This window comes from Paraburkholderia sp. 31.1 (genome assembly GCF_014397645.1).
GTDB classification, from domain to species: Bacteria; Pseudomonadota; Gammaproteobacteria; order Burkholderiales; family Burkholderiaceae; genus Paraburkholderia; species Paraburkholderia tuberum.
The window spans coordinates 65,059-82,814 of sequence record NZ_VZQN01000008.1 but is presented as its reverse complement, the minus strand read 5'-3'; the positions used below and the strand labels follow the sequence as shown (position 1 = coordinate 82,814).

Below are 17,756 nucleotides of genomic sequence, written 5' to 3'. Positions count from 1 at the left end.
AAAGCGAAGGGACCACGCAACGCGCCGATCCTGCTGGCGCACAGCGTGGCCCCTTCGTCGAACCCGGCTCGACTTCGCGTCGAGCCGGACTCAACCGACCATCAGAATCAAAGCTGCCCTTCGACCCAGCCCTTGACGCCCGCGAGCGCCGCCGGCAGGTTGGCCGGCTCGGTACCGCCGGCCTGCGCCATGTCCGGACGGCCGCCGCCCTTGCCGCCCACCTGCTGGGCCACGAAGTTGACCAGTTCGCCCGCCTTGACCTTCTTGCTGGCGTCGGCGGTCACACCCGCGATCAGGCTGACCTTGCCGCCTTCCACCGACGCGAGCACGATCGCCGCGCTCTTCAGCTTGTCCTTGAGCTTGTCGACCGTTTCGCGCAGCGTCTTCACGTCCGCGCCTTCGAGCGTCGCCGCGAGCACATGCACGCCGCCGACTTCGATCGCCTGGCCCGCGAGTTCGTCGCCCTGGCTCGACGCCATCTTCGACTTCAGCGCGCCCAGTTCCTTCTCGAGCGCCTTCACCTGGTCTTGCACCTGGCCGATGCGCTGCGTGAGTTCCGCCGGTTGTGCCTTCAGCACGGCCGCGGCCGCGTTGACGCGCGCTTCGAGCTCCTGCACGTAGCGCACCGCGTTGTCGCCGGTGATCGCCTCGACGCGACGGATACCGGCCGCGACGCCGCCTTCCATCACGATCTTGAAGAAACCGATGTCGCCCGAGCGATTCACGTGCGTACCGCCGCACAGCTCACGCGAGAAGCCGAGGTCGAGCACGCGCACTTCGTCGCCGTACTTTTCGCCGAACAGCGCCATTGCGCCGCCCTTCACCGCCTCGTCGTACGACATCACACGCACGATGCCGGGCGCGTTCGCCAGCACTTCGGCGTTGACGATTTCCTCGACGCGGCGGATCTGCTCGTCCGTCATCGGCGCGTTGTGGGCGAAGTCGAAGCGGGTCTTGTCGGCGTCGACGAGCGAGCCCTTCTGCTGCACGTGCGAACCGAGCACTTCGCGCAACGCCTTGTGCATCAGGTGCGTGGCCGAGTGGTTGCGCGCCGTGCGGGCGCGGCGCACCGCGTCGATTTCGGCCTTGACGATGTCGCCGAGCTTCAGCGTGCCCTGCTCGAGCGTGCCGTGGTGGCCGACCACGTCGGCCTGAACCTTCAGCGTATCGACGACCGCAAAGCGCGTGCTGGCGTTCGCGAGCACCCCCTGGTCGCCGACCTGGCCGCCCGACTCCGCGTAGAACGGCGTGTGATCGAGCACGACGACCGCCTGCTGGCCGGCCTGCGCCTGCTGCACCGACGCTCCATCGACGTACAGCGCGACGACCTTTGCGTCGTCGAAGACGATTTCTTCGTAGCCGTGGAAGGTGGTCTTCGCACCCGAGTATTCGAGGCCCTGCGCCATCTTGAACTTGCCCGCCGCGCGAGCCTGCTCGCGCTGACGCGCCATCGCATCGTCGAACGCGGATTCGTCGACCGTCACTTCGCGCTCGCGGCAGACGTCCGCGGTCAGGTCGAGCGGGAAGCCGTAGGTGTCGTGCAGCTTGAACGCGAGTTCGCCGTCGAGCGTCTTGCCGCTGGTTTTGCCACCTGCGGCGTCGAGATCGGCCAAAGCGGCTTCGAGAATCGACATGCCGTGTTCGATCGTCTCGAAGAAGCGCTCTTCTTCCTGACGCAGCACGTCAGTCACGCGCTGCTCGGCCTGCTTCAGTTCAGGGTAAGCGTCGCCCATCTGCGCGACGAGGTCGGCGACGAGGCGATGGAAGAACGAACCCTTCTTGCCGAGCTTGTAGCCGTGGCGGATCGCGCGGCGCACGATACGGCGCAGCACGTAGCCGCGGCCTTCGTTGCCCGGAATCACGCCGTCGACGATCAGGAACGAGCACGCGCGGATGTGATCGGCGATCACCTTCAGCGAGTTGTTGCCCAGATCGGTCACGCCGGTTTCGCGGCCAGCGGCTTGAATGAGCGCCTGGAACAGGTCGATCTCGTAGTTGCTGTGCACGTGCTGCAGCACCGCGGCGATGCGCTCGAGGCCCATGCCGGTGTCCACGCATTGCTTCGGCAGCGGCGTCATGTTGCCCTGAGCGTCGCGGTTGAACTGCATGAACACGAGGTTCCAGATTTCGATGTAGCGGTCGCCGTCTTCCTCGGGCGATCCCGGCGGCCCGCCCCACACGTCCGCGCCGTGGTCGTAGAAGATTTCCGAGCACGGGCCGCACGGGCCGGTGTCGGCCATCTGCCAGAAGTTGTCCGATGCGTAGCGCGCGCCCTTGTTGTCGCCGATGCGGACGATGCGCTCGACCGGCACGCCCACTTCCTTCGCCCAGATGTCGTGCGCTTCGTCGTCTTCCTGGTAGACGGTGACCCAGAGCTTGTCTTTGGGCAGCTGGTAGACGCCGGTCAGCAGTTCCCACGCGTAGTGGATCGCGTCGCGCTTGAAGTAGTCGCCGAACGAGAAGTTGCCGAGCATCTCGAAGAACGTGTGGTGACGCGCGGTGTAGCCGACGTTCTCGAGGTCGTTGTGCTTGCCGCCGGCGCGCACGCTGCGCTGCGCTGTCGTGGCCCGCGAATACGGACGCGATTCCGCGCCGAGGAACACATCTTTGAACTGCACCATCCCCGAATTGGTGAAGAGCAGTGTCGGGTCGTTGCCGGGCACGAGGCTCGACGAACGGACGATCGTATGGCCCTTCGATTCGAAGAACTTGAGGAATTTCTCGCGGATTTCAGCGGCTTTCATAGCGGGCGGGGGACGGTCCTGACGGTTCCTGACGGAGACTGGCGGTCGGTGGGATGCGCCAACTGTCGGTTTCTTTAAACGACTGATTATACGGGATCGGCAAGCGCGCGCGGCGCTGCGCGCCGCCTGGTTGGCGCTCGCGTGTCCGCTCGTCCGATCCGCGCCATGACGTTCGGCTGACTGCGCCCGCGAGCGCGAATCGCTTAAGATGACTTCCGCGAAACTACGCGCGAAATAACGCATGGCAGCTCGCCGCGCGGCCTGCAACCATCAGGAGACATTCAGGAACATGGGCGCTCTCAGTCACATCCGCGTGCTGGATCTCACCCGCGTGCTCGCGGGTCCGTGGTGCACGCAGACGCTCGCCGATTTCGGCGCCGACGTCATCAAGATCGAACGCCCCGAGGTCGGCGACGACACGCGCCACTGGGGGCCTCCCTATCTGAAAACGCCGGACGGCGCGGACACGCGCGAGGCCGCCTACTATCTCGCGGCGAACCGCAACAAGCGCTCGGTCACGCTCGACATCGCGTCGCCCGAGGGTCAGCGGATCGTGCGCGAACTGGCCGCGCAAAGCGACGTCGTGCTCGAGAACTACAAGGTCGGCCAGTTGAAGAAGTACGGCCTCGACTATGACTCGCTCAAAGAGGTCAAGCCCGACCTGATCTACTGCTCGGTCACGGGCTTCGGGCAGACCGGCCCGTATGCGCAACGCGCCGGTTACGACTTCATCGTGCAGGGGATCGGCGGCTTCATGAGCATCACCGGCGAGCGTGACGCTCAGCCGGGCGGCGGCCCGCAGAAGGCCGGCGTCGCGATCGCCGACCTGATGACCGGCATGTACTCGACGATCGCGGTGCTGACCGCGCTCACGCACCGCGACCGCACCGGCGTTGGCCAATACATCGACATGGCGCTGCTCGACGTGCAGGTCGCGATGCTCGCCAACATGAACTCGAACTACCTCGCGAGCGGCCAGCCGCCGGCGCGCTGGGGCAATGCGCATCCGAACATCGTGCCCTACCAGACCTTCCAGACCAGCGACGGCTGGATCATCGTCGCGGTCGGCAACGACGGACAGTTCCGCAAGTTCGTCGAAGTGGGCGGCAGCCCGGAACTCGCCGACGACGAGCGTTTCGCAACCAACCCCGCGCGCGTGCGCAACCGCGAACTGCTCGTGCCGATGCTCGCGGACATGGTCCGCCTGCAGGGCAAGCAGCAATGGATCGCGGCGCTCGAAGCGGCCGGCGTGCCGTGCGGGCCGATCAACAACCTCGACGAAGTGTTCGACAACGAGCAGGTGGTCGCGCGCGGTCTGCAGGTCGATCTGCCGCATCCGTCGGGCGGCACGGTCAAGCTGGTGCGCAATCCGATCACCATGACCGGCACGCCGCCGCAGGCGCTGAGCCATCCGCCGCTGCTTGGCGAGCATACCGAGCGGGTGCTGAGCGATGTGCTCGGATACGACGCGCAGACGATTGCCGAGTTGAAGCGCAAAGCGGTGATCTGATCGAGGAGGCGGCGAGACTCAGCGCATCGCCGTTAGCGAAGCCAGCCAGCCCCGCCCCTCGTCCCAATCGTCGAGACCGCTGTCGGCGTTGATGTGGCCGCGCGCGCCGATCCCGATCCAGCGGCTGCCCCACGCGTTCGCGCAGGTTTGTGAAAACGGCACGCCGCCATAAGGATCGTCGCTGCTCGCCACCACGATCGTCGCAAACGGCAGGCGGGTGAGCGGCACCGGCGCAAAGCCGCCCGCGTCCCTCGGGAAGTGCGCTTCGTCCGGATCGGGCACGGCGACCAGCAGCGCGCCGGCCACCTTCGCGAGCTGCGCCGCGCTTGCGTACTGCGAGGCCCAGAACGCCGTGGTCAGACAGCCGAGGCTGTGAGCGGCGAACACGACCGGCGCGTCCACGGCGTCAAGCGCGGCGGCCAGCGTGCGGCACCAGGCGTCGCGCGAAGGGTGGTCCCAGTCCGGCATCTGCACGCGGACGACCGCGGGATCGAGCGCTTCCCAACGCGTTTGCCAGTGGCCTGGGCCGGAGTCCAGATAGCCCGGCAGTACGAGTGTGGTTGGTTGGTGTTCGCTCATCGTGCTTCCCCGTGTTCGGCTTATCGCCCGCTCGCGGGATAGCGCGGCGGGCCGTCTACCGTATCACGCGTGCCACGCCGCCACCACGGGGATCGCTCGCGGGCTCGGGTGTCGTGCCGTCCACGCGGATCATCTGCACGTCGCCGTTGAACGACTGCTGCTCGACCGTGAAGCCGAGCGCCTTCAATTGCGTGGCGAGCTCATCCGGCGCGGGACGGTACGGCTCGAAGTAGATCGTCTTTGGCGGCAGCAGTTGATGATGGAAACGCATCGCGGCGAGCGCGTCCGTCGGTGACATGTCGAAGTCGTACAGATTCGTCATCACCTGGAAGATCGTCGTCAGGATGCGAGAGCCGCCGGGCGTGCCGATCGCTAGCGCGATCTTGCCGTCCTTCAGCAGCAGCGTGGGCGTCATCGACGAAATCGGGCGGCGGCCCGGCGCGATCGCATCCGGCTCGGCATCGGCGGCGCCGGGTGTCGACGCCGCGCCGGTCGCGCCAGCGACGGCTGGCTTGATCACGAAATCGTCCATCGCATCGTTCAGCAGGAACCCGCCGCCGTCCACCACGACGCCCGAGCCGAAATCGCCGTTCAGCGTGTAGGTGTTCGACACCGCGTTGCCCCATTTGTCGACCACCGAGAAATGCGTGGTTTGCGCCTTCTCCGTCGCCGCGCCGCCGTCGACACCGGGTTTCACCGTCGCGGCGGCCGGCGCTTCGTCGGCTTTGACTTCGGCCGCGCGCTGCGCGAGGTAGGCGTCGTCGATCAGCTTCGCGACCGGCACCGGCGATGCGTCCGGGTCGCCGATATGGTGCTGCCGGTCCGCGAACACGCGATCCTCGATCTGCGCGATCAGATGGATGTACGGCGCTGAATTCAACGCAAGGCCGTCGAACGCCGGCTGCAGATCGGCCCGCATCTTCAGCATCTGGATCAGCCCGAGGCCGCCCGAGCTCGGCGGCGGCGCGGTGATCACGCGGTAGCCGTGCCAGTCGGCCGCGAGCGGCTCGCGCCACAGAGCCTTGTACTGGCTCAGATCCTGGCTCGTGATCAGGCCGTGGCCGTACATCTGCGCGGCGATCATTTGAGCGGTGCGGCCCTCGTAAAACTCGCGGCCGCCGTCGCTCGCGATCCGCCCCAGCGTCTGCGCGAGTTCCGGTTGGCGCAGCATCGCGCCCGCCTTCAGGTTCGCGAAGTAGGCGTCGAAATTGGTTTTGCCGGCGAAACTCTTCGCGGCCGCGTCGCGTCGCTGTTGCAGCCGCGGGTCGACCTGGAAGCCGTCGGTCGCGTAGTGGATCGCGGGCGCGAGCACCTGCTTCCATTTGAGCTTGCCGAAGCGCCGCTGCGCTTCCCACATGCCATCGACAGTGCCCGGCACGGCCGCCGCGCGATGCCCGACCGTGCTGATGCCCGGCGCCACGTTGCCCTTGTCGTCGAGGTACATGTCGCGGGTCGCCTGCTGCGGCGCGCGCTCGCGATAGTCGAGAAAATACGGCTTGCCGTCGACCAGCAGCGTCATGAAACCGCCGCCGCCGAGGTTGCCCGCATCGGGCCGCGTGACGGCGAGCGTGAAGGCCATCGCAACCGCGGCATCGACCGCGTTGCCGCCTGCGGCGAAGATCTGCTGCGCGGTGTCAGCGCTGTAGCTATCCGGCGCGGCGACGGCCGACGCATCGAGCGCCGGCTTCGGCGCCGGTGTTTTCGCGGCGGCGGACAGCGGCGCGGCCACGTTCACGGCAAGCGCGGCAAACCAGGCCGAAGCGAGCACACGACGGTTACGGCAAGAAAATCGGGCGCTAGCCAAAGCGCGGGCAAAGGGCGCGCGAAACGCGCCGTGCGTCGGGACAGACATCCGATAAAACTCCGGCAACGAGGCGAGCATGGCGCACGAGCAGCGGAGCCTCGTGCAGGAAGATGAAGGACAGCGTGGACGGCTCGGGCAAGCCCGCCCCGCACGAAGGCCCAGCACAGGCGCGCGGGCCGCGCGCAGCAGCGCATCCTAAGTCGGCGCGTCGCGCGTCGCCAACCCGTTTTACCTCCTGTTACAGCCCCGCGCGCCGGCTTCCCTGACTCCGGCAGCCGCGCCAAACCCACTGCGCCGTTGGCTGCGCGCCGCAACCACCTGCCGCGAACGGGCTCGTCGGGTAGAATTGACGGCTACACGGGCGCATTGCGCGCCCCCACGGACTCTCATCTTCTCGCATGAATACCGAACGCAACGACGCGCCCGCGACATCCAATTTCATCCGCAACATCATCGACGACGACAACCGCACCGGCAAATGGAGCCAGCGCGTCGAAACGCGCTTCCCGCCGGAGCCGAACGGCTATCTGCACATCGGTCACGCAAAGAGCATCTGCCTGAACTTCGGCGTCGCGCGCAGCTACGGCGGCGTGTGCCATCTGCGCTTCGACGACACCAATCCGGAGAAGGAAAGCGTCGAGTACGTCGAGTCGATCATCGACTCGGTGCGCTGGCTCGGCTTCGAATGGGAAAAGGACCGCACCGAGCATCTGTACTTCGCGAGCGACTACTACGACAAGCTGTACGAGTTCGCGGAGCTGCTGATCCAGCGCGGCAAGGCTTACGTGGATAGCCAGTCGGCCGAGGAAATCCGCGCGAACCGCGGCTCGGCCACCGAAGTCGGCACGCCGTCGCGCTTCCGCGAGCGTTCGGTCGCGGAAAACCTCGACCTGTTCCGCCGCATGAAGGCGGGCGAGTTCAAGGAAGGCGAGCACGTGCTGCGCGCGAAGATCGACATGTCGTCGCCGAACTTCAACATGCGCGACCCGGTCATCTACCGCATCCGTTTCGCGCATCACTACCGTACCGGCGACACCTGGTGCGTGTACCCGATGTACGACTACACGCACTGCATCTCGGACGCGCTCGAAAACATCACGCATTCGCTGTGCACGCTCGAATTCGAAGACCATCGGCCGCTGTACGACTGGATCCTGAACGAACTCGCCGAGGCCGGTGTCTTCGGGCGTCCGCTGCCGCAGCAAATCGAGTTTTCGCGCCTGAACCTGACCTATGCGATCACCAGCAAGCGCAAGCTGCTGCAACTCGTCAACGAAGGCCATGTGGAAGGCTGGGACGACCCACGCATGCCGACCATCGTCGGCTTGCGCCGGCGTGGCTTCACGCCCGAGTCGATCCAGCTGTTCTGCGAGCGCATCGGCGTGACCAAGGTCGACTCGTGGATCGACATGAGCGTGTTCGAAGGCGCGCTGCGCGACGATCTCGACGAGAAGGCGCCGCGCATCGCCGCCGTGCTCGATCCGGTCAAGCTGATCATCGACAACTTCCCCGAACGCCTCACCGAGCCGTGCCACGCACCGGTGCATCCGCATCATCCGGAACAGGGCCTGCGCGAGTTTCCGATTTCGCGCGAGCTGTGGATCGAGCGCGAGGACTTCGCGCAGACGCCGCCGAAGGGCTACTTCCGCCTGTTCCCGGGCAACAAGGTGCGGCTGCGCTACGGCTACGTGATCGAATGCACGCACGCGGACAAGGACGAGAACGGCAATATCGTCGCGGTGCACTGCAACTACTTCCCGGACAGCAAATCGGGCACCGAAGGCGCGAACAATTACAAGGTCAAGGGCAACATCCACTGGGTCAGCGCGGCGGCCGCGTGCCCGGCCGAAGTGCGCATCTACGACCGGCTGTTCAAGGAACCGCAACCGGACGCCGGCGGCCGCGACTTCCTCGAAGCGCTGAATCCGGACTCGAAACGCGTGGTCCAGGCCTACCTCGAAACCGGCGCGCGCCATGCGCTGCCGGAGCAGCGCTACCAGTTCGAGCGCCACGGCTACTTCGTCGCCGACCGCGTCGATTCGAAGCCGGGTAAGCCCGTATTCAACCGCATCGTCAGTCTGCGCGACAGTTGGGGCAAGCCGGCCTGAGCCCGCGCCAGCGAGGGCCCGGCGTTGCGGGCCCATCCGGGTTGCCGGATGTTTCGATCGACACTCACTGCGCGCTCGCCTGAGCGCGCCGGTCCGGGAGGTCCGATGAAGGTTGCAGACCGCCACGGGGAAGGGTCTGAAGGTAGGGTTCGCGTCGCACGGAGCGCGTGCGGCTCACGCTTCCCGCGTCTGCTGCGCGGCATGCACAGCGTGCTGCTTACGCTGGCCGCCTGCGGCGTGCTCGCGTTCGCCGGCCCCGCCCGCGCGGATGAACTGACCGGCACGCTGAGAAAGATCCACGACGACGGCGTCGTCGTGCTCGGCGTGCGAGAGGCGTCGATCCCGTTCTCGTACTTCGATGGCAAGCGCACGGTCGGCTACTCGCAGGCGATCGCGATGCAGATCGTCGACGAAATCAGGAAAACGCTCGGCATGGCGCAGCTGCGGGTTCACGAAGTCACGGTCACGTCGTCGAACCGCATGCCGATGCTGCTGAACAACCAGATCGATCTCGAATGCGGCTCGACCACGCACACGGCCGAGCGCGAAAACGTCGCCGCGTTTTCAGACAGCTTTTTCCAGTACGCGGTGCGCATGATCACGCGCAGGAACAGCGGCATCACCGATTTCCCCGATCTGGCCGGCAAGCCGGTCGTGACGACCGCGGGCACGTCCGACGAGCGCCTGCTGCGCAGCCTCAACACCGACAAGCAGCTGAACATGCGCATCATGAGCGTGCGCGACCATCAGGACGCCTTCAACAAGATGAAGGACGGTCACGCGGTGGCGTTCGTGATGGACGAGCCGATCGTCTACGGTTTCAAGGCGACCGACCCGCATCCCGACGATTTCATCGTGACGGGCACGCCGCTTGGCTACGAGGTTTATGCGTGCATGTTCCGCAAGGGCGACGAGCCGTTCCGCGCGCTCGTGAATCGCGTGATCGTGCGCTCGCAGACGTCCGGCGACGCCGAGCGTCTGTATCGGCAGTGGTTCACGCAGCCGATTCCGCCGCATGGCATCAACGTCAATTTCCCGCTGTCGGAGCAGAACCGCGCGTTGTTCGCGCATCCGAACGACCACGCGCTCGATTGAAGGCGGCGTGCGCCGTCTATAGCGACCGGTGCAACTCCGTGAGCGACAGCGTCGTCTCGAAGAGCCGCGTCAGACTACGGCTCGCATAGCGCGGCACCTCTTCGATCGACGCCCAGCGGTAGTCGTCCATTTCGGGGATCAGCGTGCCGTCCGAGCGGCGCGGAAACAGCGACGTGCAGGTGCACGTGCTCAGATCGAGCTCGCCGGCACCCGCGCGCGCCGCGAACAGATGCAGGTCCTTGTCGCGCCGGTAGACGAACAGGCCGAGATCCTTCAGCCGATCGGCCTCGAGCGCGATGCCGGTTTCCTCGACCAGCTCGCGCAGCGCCGTCACGTGCGGCGCCTCGCCGTCCTCGCCCTGGCCTTTCGGGATGTCCCAGTGCGTCGTTTCGGTGGCGTGCGCGAGCAGCACGCGTCCGTCGGGATCGAGCAGCACGATCCCGCACGAGACGATTCGCGGGCTCATCGCGCAGCCTCACTGCATGCACCTCTCGCGCCGCGCTCACGCATGCTCAACGCTTCTGCAGCTGCCAGGCGCCACCTTCCTTGCAGAAGTTCGGACGCAGGTTCATCGATTGCCCTTTCGCATTGAGTACGACCCCGAGGGTGCGGCAGGTGCGTCCGCCGTCGGTCGAGGTGCTGTCCATCGAGATGGTCGCGTCGATCTTCACGCTATTGCCGGTGCCGTCGTTGACCCACGTGAAGCTCTCGCCGTCCTTCCTGTCATTGAGCGCGCTCATGACCGCATGCTTGATCGAGGCGTTGTCACGCTGTCTCATATAGGTGATCGGCGTGTCGCTCAGAAAGCCGAGGTTCGCCGCTTGCGCGCCGATCGCCGCACCGAGCAGGAGGCTCGCGGCACTGAGGTGGAACAGCACACGGGTTCGCGTCGACATGTAGGACTCTCCTCGAAGTGTGCACGGCGCGCACGGGCGCACGGCGGCTTTTGATCCTGACCTCAAAAGCATAGCATGCACACTTCGGCAGGCAGCGCGCCATCGACGCGGCCATCAACGGGCGGCGGCCGTCCCCTGCAGGCGGAACGTGTTGACGACGTCGCGCAGCATCTGCGCCTGCTCCTGCATCGACTGCGCGGCGGCCGCCGCCTGTTCGACCATCGCCGCGTTCTGCTGCGTGGTCTCGTCCATCTGCGCGATCGCGAGATTGACCTGCTCGATGCCGCGGCTCTGCTCGTCGGACGCGGCGGAAATCTCGCTGATGATATCGGTCACGCGCTTCACCGCATCGACGAGCGACTCCATCGTGCCGCCCGCCTTCTCGACGAGCGTCTTGCCGCTGCCGACGCGCGCGACCGAATCCTCGATCAACGTCTTGATCTCCTTGGCCGCGTCGGCGCTGCGGCGCGCGAGGTTGCGCACCTCGCCCGCGACGACCGCGAAGCCGCGGCCCTCCTCGCCGGCGCGCGCGGCTTCGACGGCCGCGTTCAGCGCGAGGATGTTGGTTTGAAACGCGATGCTTTCGATCACGCCGATGATATCGACCACCCGCGCCGAGCTCGCCGCGATGCTCTGCATGTTCGCGACGACGTGCTGCACGGCCTCGCCGCCCTCGCCCGCGAGCTGCGACGCCGAGCGCGCCATGCGATTGGCCTGCAGGGCGTTGTCGGCGTTCTGCTTGACGGTCGCCGTCAGCTGCTCCATGCTCGCGGCCGTTTCGCCGAGCGACGACGCCTGCTGTTCCGTTCGCGCCGACAGATCGAGATTGCCCGCGGCGATCTCTTCGGCCGCGACCGTGATCGTTTCGGTGCCGCCGCGAATGCGCCGGATCGCGTCGGCGAGGCGGCTTTGCATGCGCTGCATCGCGAACAGCATGCTTTCCTGATCGTCGCCGGCCAGCGTGACCGGGCACGACAGATCGCCGTCTGCGATCGTCTCCGCGACGCTCGCTGCATAGGCGGGCTCGCCGCCGAGACTGCGCTTCACGTTGCGGATGATCAGCACGAGCGCGACGGTGCTGAAGCTGCCGATCGCGAGGATCGTCAGCAGATAGCGCAGCAGGTCGGCGCGGAACGCCGCGTCGATGTCGTTGACGTAGACACCCGAAATCAGATACCAGTCCCACGCGGCAAAGCGCTTGACGAAGCTGATCTTCGGCACGCGCTCGTTGTTGCCGGCGAGGCGGCCCATGTAATCGACGAAGCCCTGCCCGTGCGCCTGCGCGACCTTTACCATTTCGACGAACAGCAGCTTGCCGTCGCTGTCCGCGTAGTGCGACACGTCCTTGTTGCGCAGATCGGCGAGCATCGGATGCATGATCACGACCGGCGTGGCAGTCGACACGATCATGTAGCCGCTGCCGGGGTAGCGCATCGCGGAGAGCCGCGCCAGCGCCTGCTGCCGCGCCTGTTCGGGCGTCAGCTCGTGCTGGTCGGCGCGCTGCGCGTAGTCGGCGACGATGCCGTAGGCGCTTTCCACGACGTTCTGCACCGCCGACTTGCGCTCGGCCAGCATCGTCGCGCGCGACTGCCATGCGGCCCAGCCGCCGAGGCCGAGCAGGCCGAGCCACGTAATCAGCAGCGCGAGCCAGAGTTTGGTGTTGAGGCTAAGTCGGTTCACGCTGATTCCTCCATCGCGGCGCGTCACACGGTTCTGTTGGATTAACGGCGCCGCGCGCGATTTCCTGAGTCGGGAAACACCCGAAGCGAGCCGTACGAACACGCGACAGCCTGACAGCCACCGGGCGCGCAACATGGCACAAAAACAAAAAAGGGTTACAGGCGCGAAACCTGTAACCCTTCGATGATTCTGGTACGGCAGGAGGGGCTCGAACCCCCGACCCTCGGCTTAGAAGGCCGATGCTCTATCCAGCTGAGCTACTGCCGTATGGATCGATATCTGCATGAAACCGGCACTCGCGGCGAGCCGCCCGATTTCCCACAAACTAAAATTCTAACTGACCTGCAACCAACCGGGCCCGGATTATAACCGATCGCCCGGCGCGCTCAGACCGGCTGCGGATGCAGCATGAACCAGCCGAGGAACAGGATCCCCGCGATCGCGCAGTACGCGCCGAACGACGCGAGACGTCCGCGGCCTTCGAAATAGCGCATCAGGAAACGCACGCTCAGGTACGCTGCGATCGCGGTCAGCACGCCGCCGAGCACTGCGTCGGCAAGCTGGCTCGGCGCGTGAAGCAGCTTCGGCAGTTCGAGTACGCCAGCCGCGAAAATGATCGGCGTGCCGAGCAAGAACGAAAACTCGGCGGCTTTCTCGGTGGTGAGGCCGGCCGCGTTGCCGGCGATCATCGTCAGGCCACTGCGCGAGAAGCCCGGAATCAGCGCGCCGATCTGCGCGAGGCCGACGAAGAACGCCTGGCGCAACGTCAGCTTTTCCGGCGGTTGATGCGCGCGCGCGCGTTGCAGACGATCGCCGAACCACAGCAGCACGCCATTCACGATCAACGCAATCGCGACGATCCGCAGATCATGAAAAAGCGCCTCGAGGCGCTTTTCCAGCACGAGACCGACGAGGCCCGCCGGAATCGTACCGATGATCAGCGCCCACATCATGTGACCGTCGTCGTTGCGGCGGCCGCCGAGCGACGCGAAGAAACCGCGCACCAGCGCGTACCAGCGCGCGCGGAAGTACCACAGCAGCGCGAACGCGGTGCCGAGATGCAGGGCGACGAGGAACGGCAGCAGTTGCGGCGCATGCTTGTCGATATGCATGTCGAACAGGGCTGGCACGAGCAGCGTGTGGCCAAGGCTGCTCACCGGAAACAGTTCGGTAACGCCTTGCAGCACGCTCAGAAAAATGAGAAACGACAGGTTCACGCGGCGGTCCTTGTAAGCAAAGTGTCGAGAACTGCGCGCCGCACAAAAGGGGAGCCGGCGCGTCAAAGGCGCACCGATTATGCCTGGCTACACACCCAGCGCCAAGCGGTTAGGCCACATTCGGAGAGATATTGACGCGCCGCGTCACAACTCGACACCGTTGTTACGCGAGAGCAAGAAAGCGGGCGGCGGATTCGTCGCGCGCGTGCTGCGAAAGCAGGGAATGAAACCAGCGGATCAGCGTTTGAGAGAGTGGAAGAAGTAGTACGTGCTGGCGGTGAATATACCGAATAAGGCCACCGCCATTGCCGTTGCGAGATCCATGATGCCTCCTGAGCCGATTCGCCCGGGAGTCGGATGGACCGGACGCTCCGACGGATTATCAATAGGATTCTCCCTTTTCCGACACCCGCAATTTCCCGGGAAGGGTTTCCCCGTAGCGCAAAGCAGCGCAAAATCGCGGTTTCGCCGCGCGAGACGCAGTCGCAGCGAATGGCGCAAAACGCCGCTTCCATGCAGATGCAACGGCCGACCCACGCGGCCGCTTTGCGCGACCCTCAACCTCTATCTGGCTAGCTATTGACCATGCCCCTCTCCCCGGAACAGGACATTCTCGAGATCGCCCAGGACGCCTCGGTGCTCCGTTTTTCGCCGCAAGCCGGCGGCCGTCTGCTGTCGTGGACGATCGACGGCGAAGAGGTGATTCACTGGCCCGAGCACGCCGACTGGAGCGTGCCCGCGCGGATTCGCGGCGGCAATCCGCTGCTGTTTCCATTTCTCGGCCGTCATCGCGTCGACGGCAAGATCGGCTATTGGCGTGACGCGCGGGGCACCGTGCGCGAGCTGCCGATGCACGGCTTCGCGCGCGACCTGCCGTTCGAGCCTCACGCCGACGTGCATGGCGCCGGCCTGCGGATGGTGCTGACCGACAGTGAAGCGACCCGCGGCTCCTATCCGTTCGGCTTCCGCTTCGAGGCCGCCTACGAGCTCATCGATCCGCGCACGCTCGACGTGACGCTGACCACCACCAATACCGGCGACGCGCGCCTGCCCTACTACGCCGGCCATCACTTCTACTTCACGCTGCCGCACATGCAGCGCGCGCAAACGACGCTCGAACTGCCGCGCACCGAGCGGTGCCGTCAGCTCGAGGACGGCTCGATCAGCCCCGCCGAGCCGGGCGAAGCGAGCTACACGCTCGACGAAGACCGGATCTACGACCGCTTCCATTGCCTGACCGGCACGCCCGATCGACCGGTGAGGGTCGAGGCGCCGGGCATCGATCGCGTGATCACGATCGATCTGCAGCGGCCCGGCTCGGTGCCCTGGTACGCGGTGACGACGTGGACTGAAACGCCGCAGTCGGACTTTTACTGCGTGGAGCCGTGGCTCGGGTTGCCCGATGCGATCCACAACGGCCGAGGTTTGCGCTGGCTCGAGCCGGGACAAACCGAAACGGCGGCACTGCGCATTACCGTCGAGAAAACCAACTGATACGCCGGCGCCGGCGGCGAGCCGCTCGAAGCGGCCGCCCGCCACTTCGCTCCCCTCGCCGGGGGGCGCAACACAAAACCGTTAGAATCGAACGCTTTGTCAGTCTGTGCCGCGTGATCGGGATCAGCGCGCGGCAGTGCTTTGCGAGGTCCAATGCTGGAAACGACAAGAATCAAACGACTCGGCTGCGCGGCATTGCTCGCGCTGCTCGCCGCGTGCGGGTCGGCGCCGGTGGGGCCGGGCTACTACCGGGTCGAACGGGGCGACACGCTGTCGAAAATCGCGCGCGGCAACCGGCAATCGGTGCAGAACATCGCACGCTGGAACAACCTGACCAATCCCGACAGTATCGAGGTCGGCCAGGTGCTGCGCGTCGCGCCACCGGGCGGCGCGGCGTCGACGAGCGGCGCGATCCGCAGCGGCGGTGGCGGTACCAGCAGTGGCAGCGCGAGCGCGGCGGTCGCGCCGCGTCCTGCGCCCGCGGACACTGCGCCGGCGACCGCGCCCGCGCCGATCTCGCTGGTATGGCCGGCCGACGGCACGGTGTTCCGCCGTTTCGACGGCGGCAACTCGAAGGGTATCGATATTGCCGCGGCGGCCGGCACGCCCATCGTCGCGGCGGCGCCTGGCACCGTCGTCTATGCGGGCAACGGTCTGCGCGGCTACGGCAATCTGCTGATCCTCAAGCACAACGCCGACTATCTGACCGCTTACGCGCATAACCGCGCGCTGTTGGTGAAGGAAGGCGAATCGGTCAAGCGCGGCCAGAAAATCGCCGAAATGGGCGACACCGATACCGATCGCGTAATGCTGCATTTCGAACTGCGCTACCAGGGCCGTTCGATCGATCCGTCGAAACAACTGCCACCGCGCTAGGCGGCGGGCGCGGGAACCCGCCATGCTATAAACGCTCAATTCGAAGCGGCGTGGCTGCGCGCCACGCCCTTCCGTTATTTGCAAGGAATCTGAAATGAAAAGCCCATTGGCGCGCGTCGCGGCGGCTGCGACGATCAGTCTTGGCCTCCTGACGCTCGGCGGCCTCGGCGGCTGCTCGACCACGACCACGATGACCTATCTGCCGAGCGGCGACACCGGCTTCGCGATCAACTGCAGCGGCAGCGATGCCAGCACGAGCTGGGCCGAGTGCTACAAGCGCGCGGGCGAAACCTGCGGCAACTACGGCTACGACGTGGTTTCGAAAGACGTCGACAACGGCGCGACGTCGGGCGGCACGATCGGTGGGATTTTCGGCGCGAATGTGAAAAACCGTTCGATGGTCATCCGCTGCAAGCAGTAAAAGGCCGCGCGCCGTGCGGCCCGCGCGGCCGCCGAGCGGCAGAGCGTCACCGCTTAGCGGCGTCGCCAGCGCCCGGAGCGCGGATCGATGCGCGCGGCGAAGCGCACCAGCAACGCGAGCGCGATTAGCCACACGCCGACAAAAATGATCACCCCGGTCATGAGTCTCACGCCGAAACAAATAATCCGCCATCATCGGCCGCACATGTGAATTCGCGGTGAAGATCGCTGCGGCAGGTTAAACATCCGCGTAAATCCATTCAAAAAAAAGCCCGGCACGAGGCCGGGCTAACGGGGGTTCGGCGCATATCGGCAAAGGACCGGTTCACCATGCGCCAGAACGAAATCTAACAATCTGCATTTCCAAGCGCAATGGATTAATTTTGCGGCCAATGTTACACGGCGTACGGATTCCGCAATCCGTGAATCGGAAATGTCGGAATCAGACCGGCTTAATGCGCCGCAGCTGGGATACTCCACACGCCAAATCATTCAAACCAGGAATGTCGGAGTATCGCACCGGCTAATGCTCCTGGGCTATCGGCGGAAAGTCCCGCCGAACCAGCAGAGGAAAGACGTCTGGCCGAATAACACTAACTCATTCGGCAATAACGCCGCTTTGGCTTGCGAATATTAACTTGGTGCGCAAACGCACGTAACGCATCGATTAGTCGCGGCAGCTCTTCCGAATAAGCGCCGATACGTTTTCACAACAAATTCGCGAATAGTGAAATCTTTAACATTGACAATTCCGCCGACAATATTGAAACCGCATTCAAACTCGTTTCAGTTTTGAATATTCGGACGATTAATAGCCGGTGCTGATGGGCGGCACGCCTCGTGTGCCGCCGTCGTTGAATCCGCCGGCATCCAGGTTCAGAATCCGATTCAGTCCGCGCTGCATAAAAGGCCGCCCGGCGCGTTGCGCAAGGCCGCCACGCGGCCCGCCGGTCCTTGCCAATAGTTTATAGTGACGGCCCCGTCCGACCCTGTCCACGATGACTTCCAACGACGCCTCCCAAAGCCCCCTTTATGCGAAGCTGCTCGGCGAAACCGCCAAGATCGGCTGGAGCGAACTCGAACGTTTTTTTGCGCGCGGCATACTGCTGCACGTCGCGCGCGACCTCGATCTCGTGAGCGTCGCCGAGGCAATCGCCAACGACGACACCACCCGGGTCGCCCAATGGTTGTCCTCCGGCCTCGTCGTGCGCGTTCAGTCGGAGACGGCCGCCGATTTCGCCGCGCGCGACCCCGAGCTGTGGGCCGTCGTCGTCTCTCCTTGGGTGTGCGTGCAGGAGCGCTCTTGAACGACGCGAGGACGCCCGATGCCGGT

Annotated in this window: 14 protein-coding genes and 1 tRNA gene; 7 read left to right on the top strand and 8 right to left on the bottom strand. The window is 65.4% G+C overall.

All coding sequences use genetic code 11. From position 1 onward, the window contains the following. Nucleotides 1-107: 107 nt before the first annotated feature. Entirely contained in the window at nucleotides 108-2,744 is a 2,637-nt protein-coding gene (gene alaS, locus F6X37_RS07630; RefSeq protein WP_187610860.1) for an alanine--tRNA ligase, read from the bottom strand. A gap of 289 nt (nucleotides 2,745-3,033) precedes the next feature. On the opposite strand from alaS, the gene F6X37_RS07625 reads away from it, so the two are divergent. Beyond that, nucleotides 3,034-4,254, top strand: coding sequence for a CaiB/BaiF CoA transferase family protein (locus tag F6X37_RS07625; protein ID WP_187610946.1), 1,221 nt, complete (start codon nucleotides 3,034-3,036; stop codon nucleotides 4,252-4,254). Nucleotides 4,255-4,272: 18 nt separating this feature from the next. Here the strand turns inward: F6X37_RS07625 and F6X37_RS07620 are convergent, their stop codons facing one another. Together F6X37_RS07620 and ggt are read right to left on the bottom strand one after the other, a co-directional pair. Next, nucleotides 4,273-4,833: an RBBP9/YdeN family alpha/beta hydrolase gene (locus F6X37_RS07620; RefSeq protein WP_184061461.1), complete on the bottom strand. Its 561-nt coding sequence runs from the start codon at nucleotides 4,831-4,833 to the stop codon at nucleotides 4,273-4,275. 55 nt (nucleotides 4,834-4,888) lie between these two features. Continuing rightward, nucleotides 4,889-6,685 carry a gamma-glutamyltransferase gene (gene ggt / locus F6X37_RS07615; protein WP_187610859.1) on the bottom strand — a complete coding sequence of 599 codons (1,797 nt, stop codon included), beginning with the start codon at nucleotides 6,683-6,685 and terminating at the stop codon, nucleotides 4,889-4,891. Between the two features lie 350 nt (nucleotides 6,686-7,035). Here ggt and F6X37_RS07610 point away from each other — a divergent pair, with 350 nt between their 5' ends. Together F6X37_RS07610 and F6X37_RS07605 are read left to right on the top strand one after the other, a co-directional pair. Next, nucleotides 7,036-8,745 carry a glutamine--tRNA ligase/YqeY domain fusion protein gene (locus F6X37_RS07610; protein ID WP_187610858.1) on the top strand — a complete coding sequence of 570 codons (1,710 nt, stop codon included), beginning with the start codon at nucleotides 7,036-7,038 and terminating at the stop codon, nucleotides 8,743-8,745. A 105-nt stretch (nucleotides 8,746-8,850) separates the two neighbouring features. Beyond that, on the top strand, nucleotides 8,851-9,840 hold the full coding sequence (locus F6X37_RS07605) for a transporter substrate-binding domain-containing protein (RefSeq protein WP_410451212.1): 990 nt from the start codon (nucleotides 8,851-8,853) through the stop codon (nucleotides 9,838-9,840). A gap of 16 nt (nucleotides 9,841-9,856) precedes the next feature. Here F6X37_RS07605 and F6X37_RS07600 read toward each other — a convergent pair whose 3' ends face one another. The 5 genes from F6X37_RS07600 to F6X37_RS07580 form a co-directional block, all read right to left on the bottom strand. Then, nucleotides 9,857-10,306, bottom strand: a complete 450-nt coding sequence (locus F6X37_RS07600) for an NUDIX hydrolase (protein ID WP_090801079.1) — start codon at nucleotides 10,304-10,306, stop codon at nucleotides 9,857-9,859. A gap of 46 nt (nucleotides 10,307-10,352) precedes the next feature. Beyond that, nucleotides 10,353-10,736, bottom strand: a complete 384-nt coding sequence (locus F6X37_RS07595) for an RT0821/Lpp0805 family surface protein (protein ID WP_090801080.1) — start codon at nucleotides 10,734-10,736, stop codon at nucleotides 10,353-10,355. 114 nt (nucleotides 10,737-10,850) lie between these two features. Further along, on the bottom strand, nucleotides 10,851-12,416 hold the full coding sequence (locus F6X37_RS07590; protein WP_187610857.1) for a methyl-accepting chemotaxis protein: 1,566 nt from the start codon (nucleotides 12,414-12,416) through the stop codon (nucleotides 10,851-10,853). A 190-nt stretch (nucleotides 12,417-12,606) separates the two neighbouring features. Further along, a tRNA-Arg gene (locus F6X37_RS07585) sits at nucleotides 12,607-12,683 on the bottom strand. A gap of 119 nt (nucleotides 12,684-12,802) precedes the next feature. Then, entirely contained in the window at nucleotides 12,803-13,633 is an 831-nt protein-coding gene (locus F6X37_RS07580) for an undecaprenyl-diphosphate phosphatase (protein ID WP_187610856.1), read from the bottom strand. A 585-nt stretch (nucleotides 13,634-14,218) separates the two neighbouring features. Here F6X37_RS07580 and F6X37_RS07575 point away from each other — a divergent pair. From F6X37_RS07575 to F6X37_RS07560, 4 genes are all read left to right on the top strand, one after another. Next, nucleotides 14,219-15,127, top strand: coding sequence for an aldose epimerase (locus F6X37_RS07575; protein WP_187610855.1), 909 nt, complete (start codon nucleotides 14,219-14,221; stop codon nucleotides 15,125-15,127). 153 nt (nucleotides 15,128-15,280) lie between these two features. Continuing rightward, the gene (locus F6X37_RS07570) at nucleotides 15,281-16,003 is read left to right on the top strand and encodes a peptidoglycan DD-metalloendopeptidase family protein (protein ID WP_187610854.1); all 723 of its coding nucleotides are present in this window, start codon (nucleotides 15,281-15,283) and stop codon (nucleotides 16,001-16,003) included. A gap of 94 nt (nucleotides 16,004-16,097) precedes the next feature. Then, on the top strand, nucleotides 16,098-16,424 hold the full coding sequence (locus tag F6X37_RS07565; protein ID WP_090801089.1) for a hypothetical protein: 327 nt from the start codon (nucleotides 16,098-16,100) through the stop codon (nucleotides 16,422-16,424). 997 nt (nucleotides 16,425-17,421) lie between these two features. Further along, nucleotides 17,422-17,730, top strand: a complete 309-nt coding sequence (locus F6X37_RS07560; RefSeq protein WP_090801091.1) for a DUF2288 domain-containing protein — start codon at nucleotides 17,422-17,424, stop codon at nucleotides 17,728-17,730. Nucleotides 17,731-17,756: the final 26 nt, after the last annotated feature.

Excerpts from the sequence above, each read along its gene's own strand:
- alaS (WP_187610860.1), bottom strand. The coding sequence starts at position 2,744 with ATGAAAGCCGCTGAAATCCGCGAGAAATTCCTCAAGTTCTTCGAATCG.
- F6X37_RS07600 (WP_090801079.1), bottom strand. The coding sequence starts at position 10,306 with ATGAGCCCGCGAATCGTCTCGTGCGGGATCGTGCTGCTCGATCCCGAC.
- F6X37_RS07575 (WP_187610855.1), top strand. The coding sequence starts at position 14,219 with ATGCCCCTCTCCCCGGAACAGGACATTCTCGAGATCGCCCAGGACGCC.
- F6X37_RS07560 (WP_090801091.1), top strand. The coding sequence starts at position 17,422 with ATGACTTCCAACGACGCCTCCCAAAGCCCCCTTTATGCGAAGCTGCTC.
- F6X37_RS07595 (WP_090801080.1), bottom strand. The coding sequence starts at position 10,736 with ATGTCGACGCGAACCCGTGTGCTGTTCCACCTCAGTGCCGCGAGCCTC.
- F6X37_RS07610 (WP_187610858.1), top strand. The coding sequence starts at position 7,036 with ATGAATACCGAACGCAACGACGCGCCCGCGACATCCAATTTCATCCGC.
- F6X37_RS07605 (WP_410451212.1), top strand. The coding sequence starts at position 8,851 with ATGAAGGTTGCAGACCGCCACGGGGAAGGGTCTGAAGGTAGGGTTCGC.
- ggt (WP_187610859.1), bottom strand. The coding sequence starts at position 6,685 with ATGTCTGTCCCGACGCACGGCGCGTTTCGCGCGCCCTTTGCCCGCGCT.
- F6X37_RS07570 (WP_187610854.1), top strand. The coding sequence starts at position 15,281 with ATGCTGGAAACGACAAGAATCAAACGACTCGGCTGCGCGGCATTGCTC.
- F6X37_RS07620 (WP_184061461.1), bottom strand. The coding sequence starts at position 4,833 with ATGAGCGAACACCAACCAACCACACTCGTACTGCCGGGCTATCTGGAC.
- F6X37_RS07625 (WP_187610946.1), top strand. The coding sequence starts at position 3,034 with ATGGGCGCTCTCAGTCACATCCGCGTGCTGGATCTCACCCGCGTGCTC.
- F6X37_RS07565 (WP_090801089.1), top strand. The coding sequence starts at position 16,098 with ATGAAAAGCCCATTGGCGCGCGTCGCGGCGGCTGCGACGATCAGTCTT.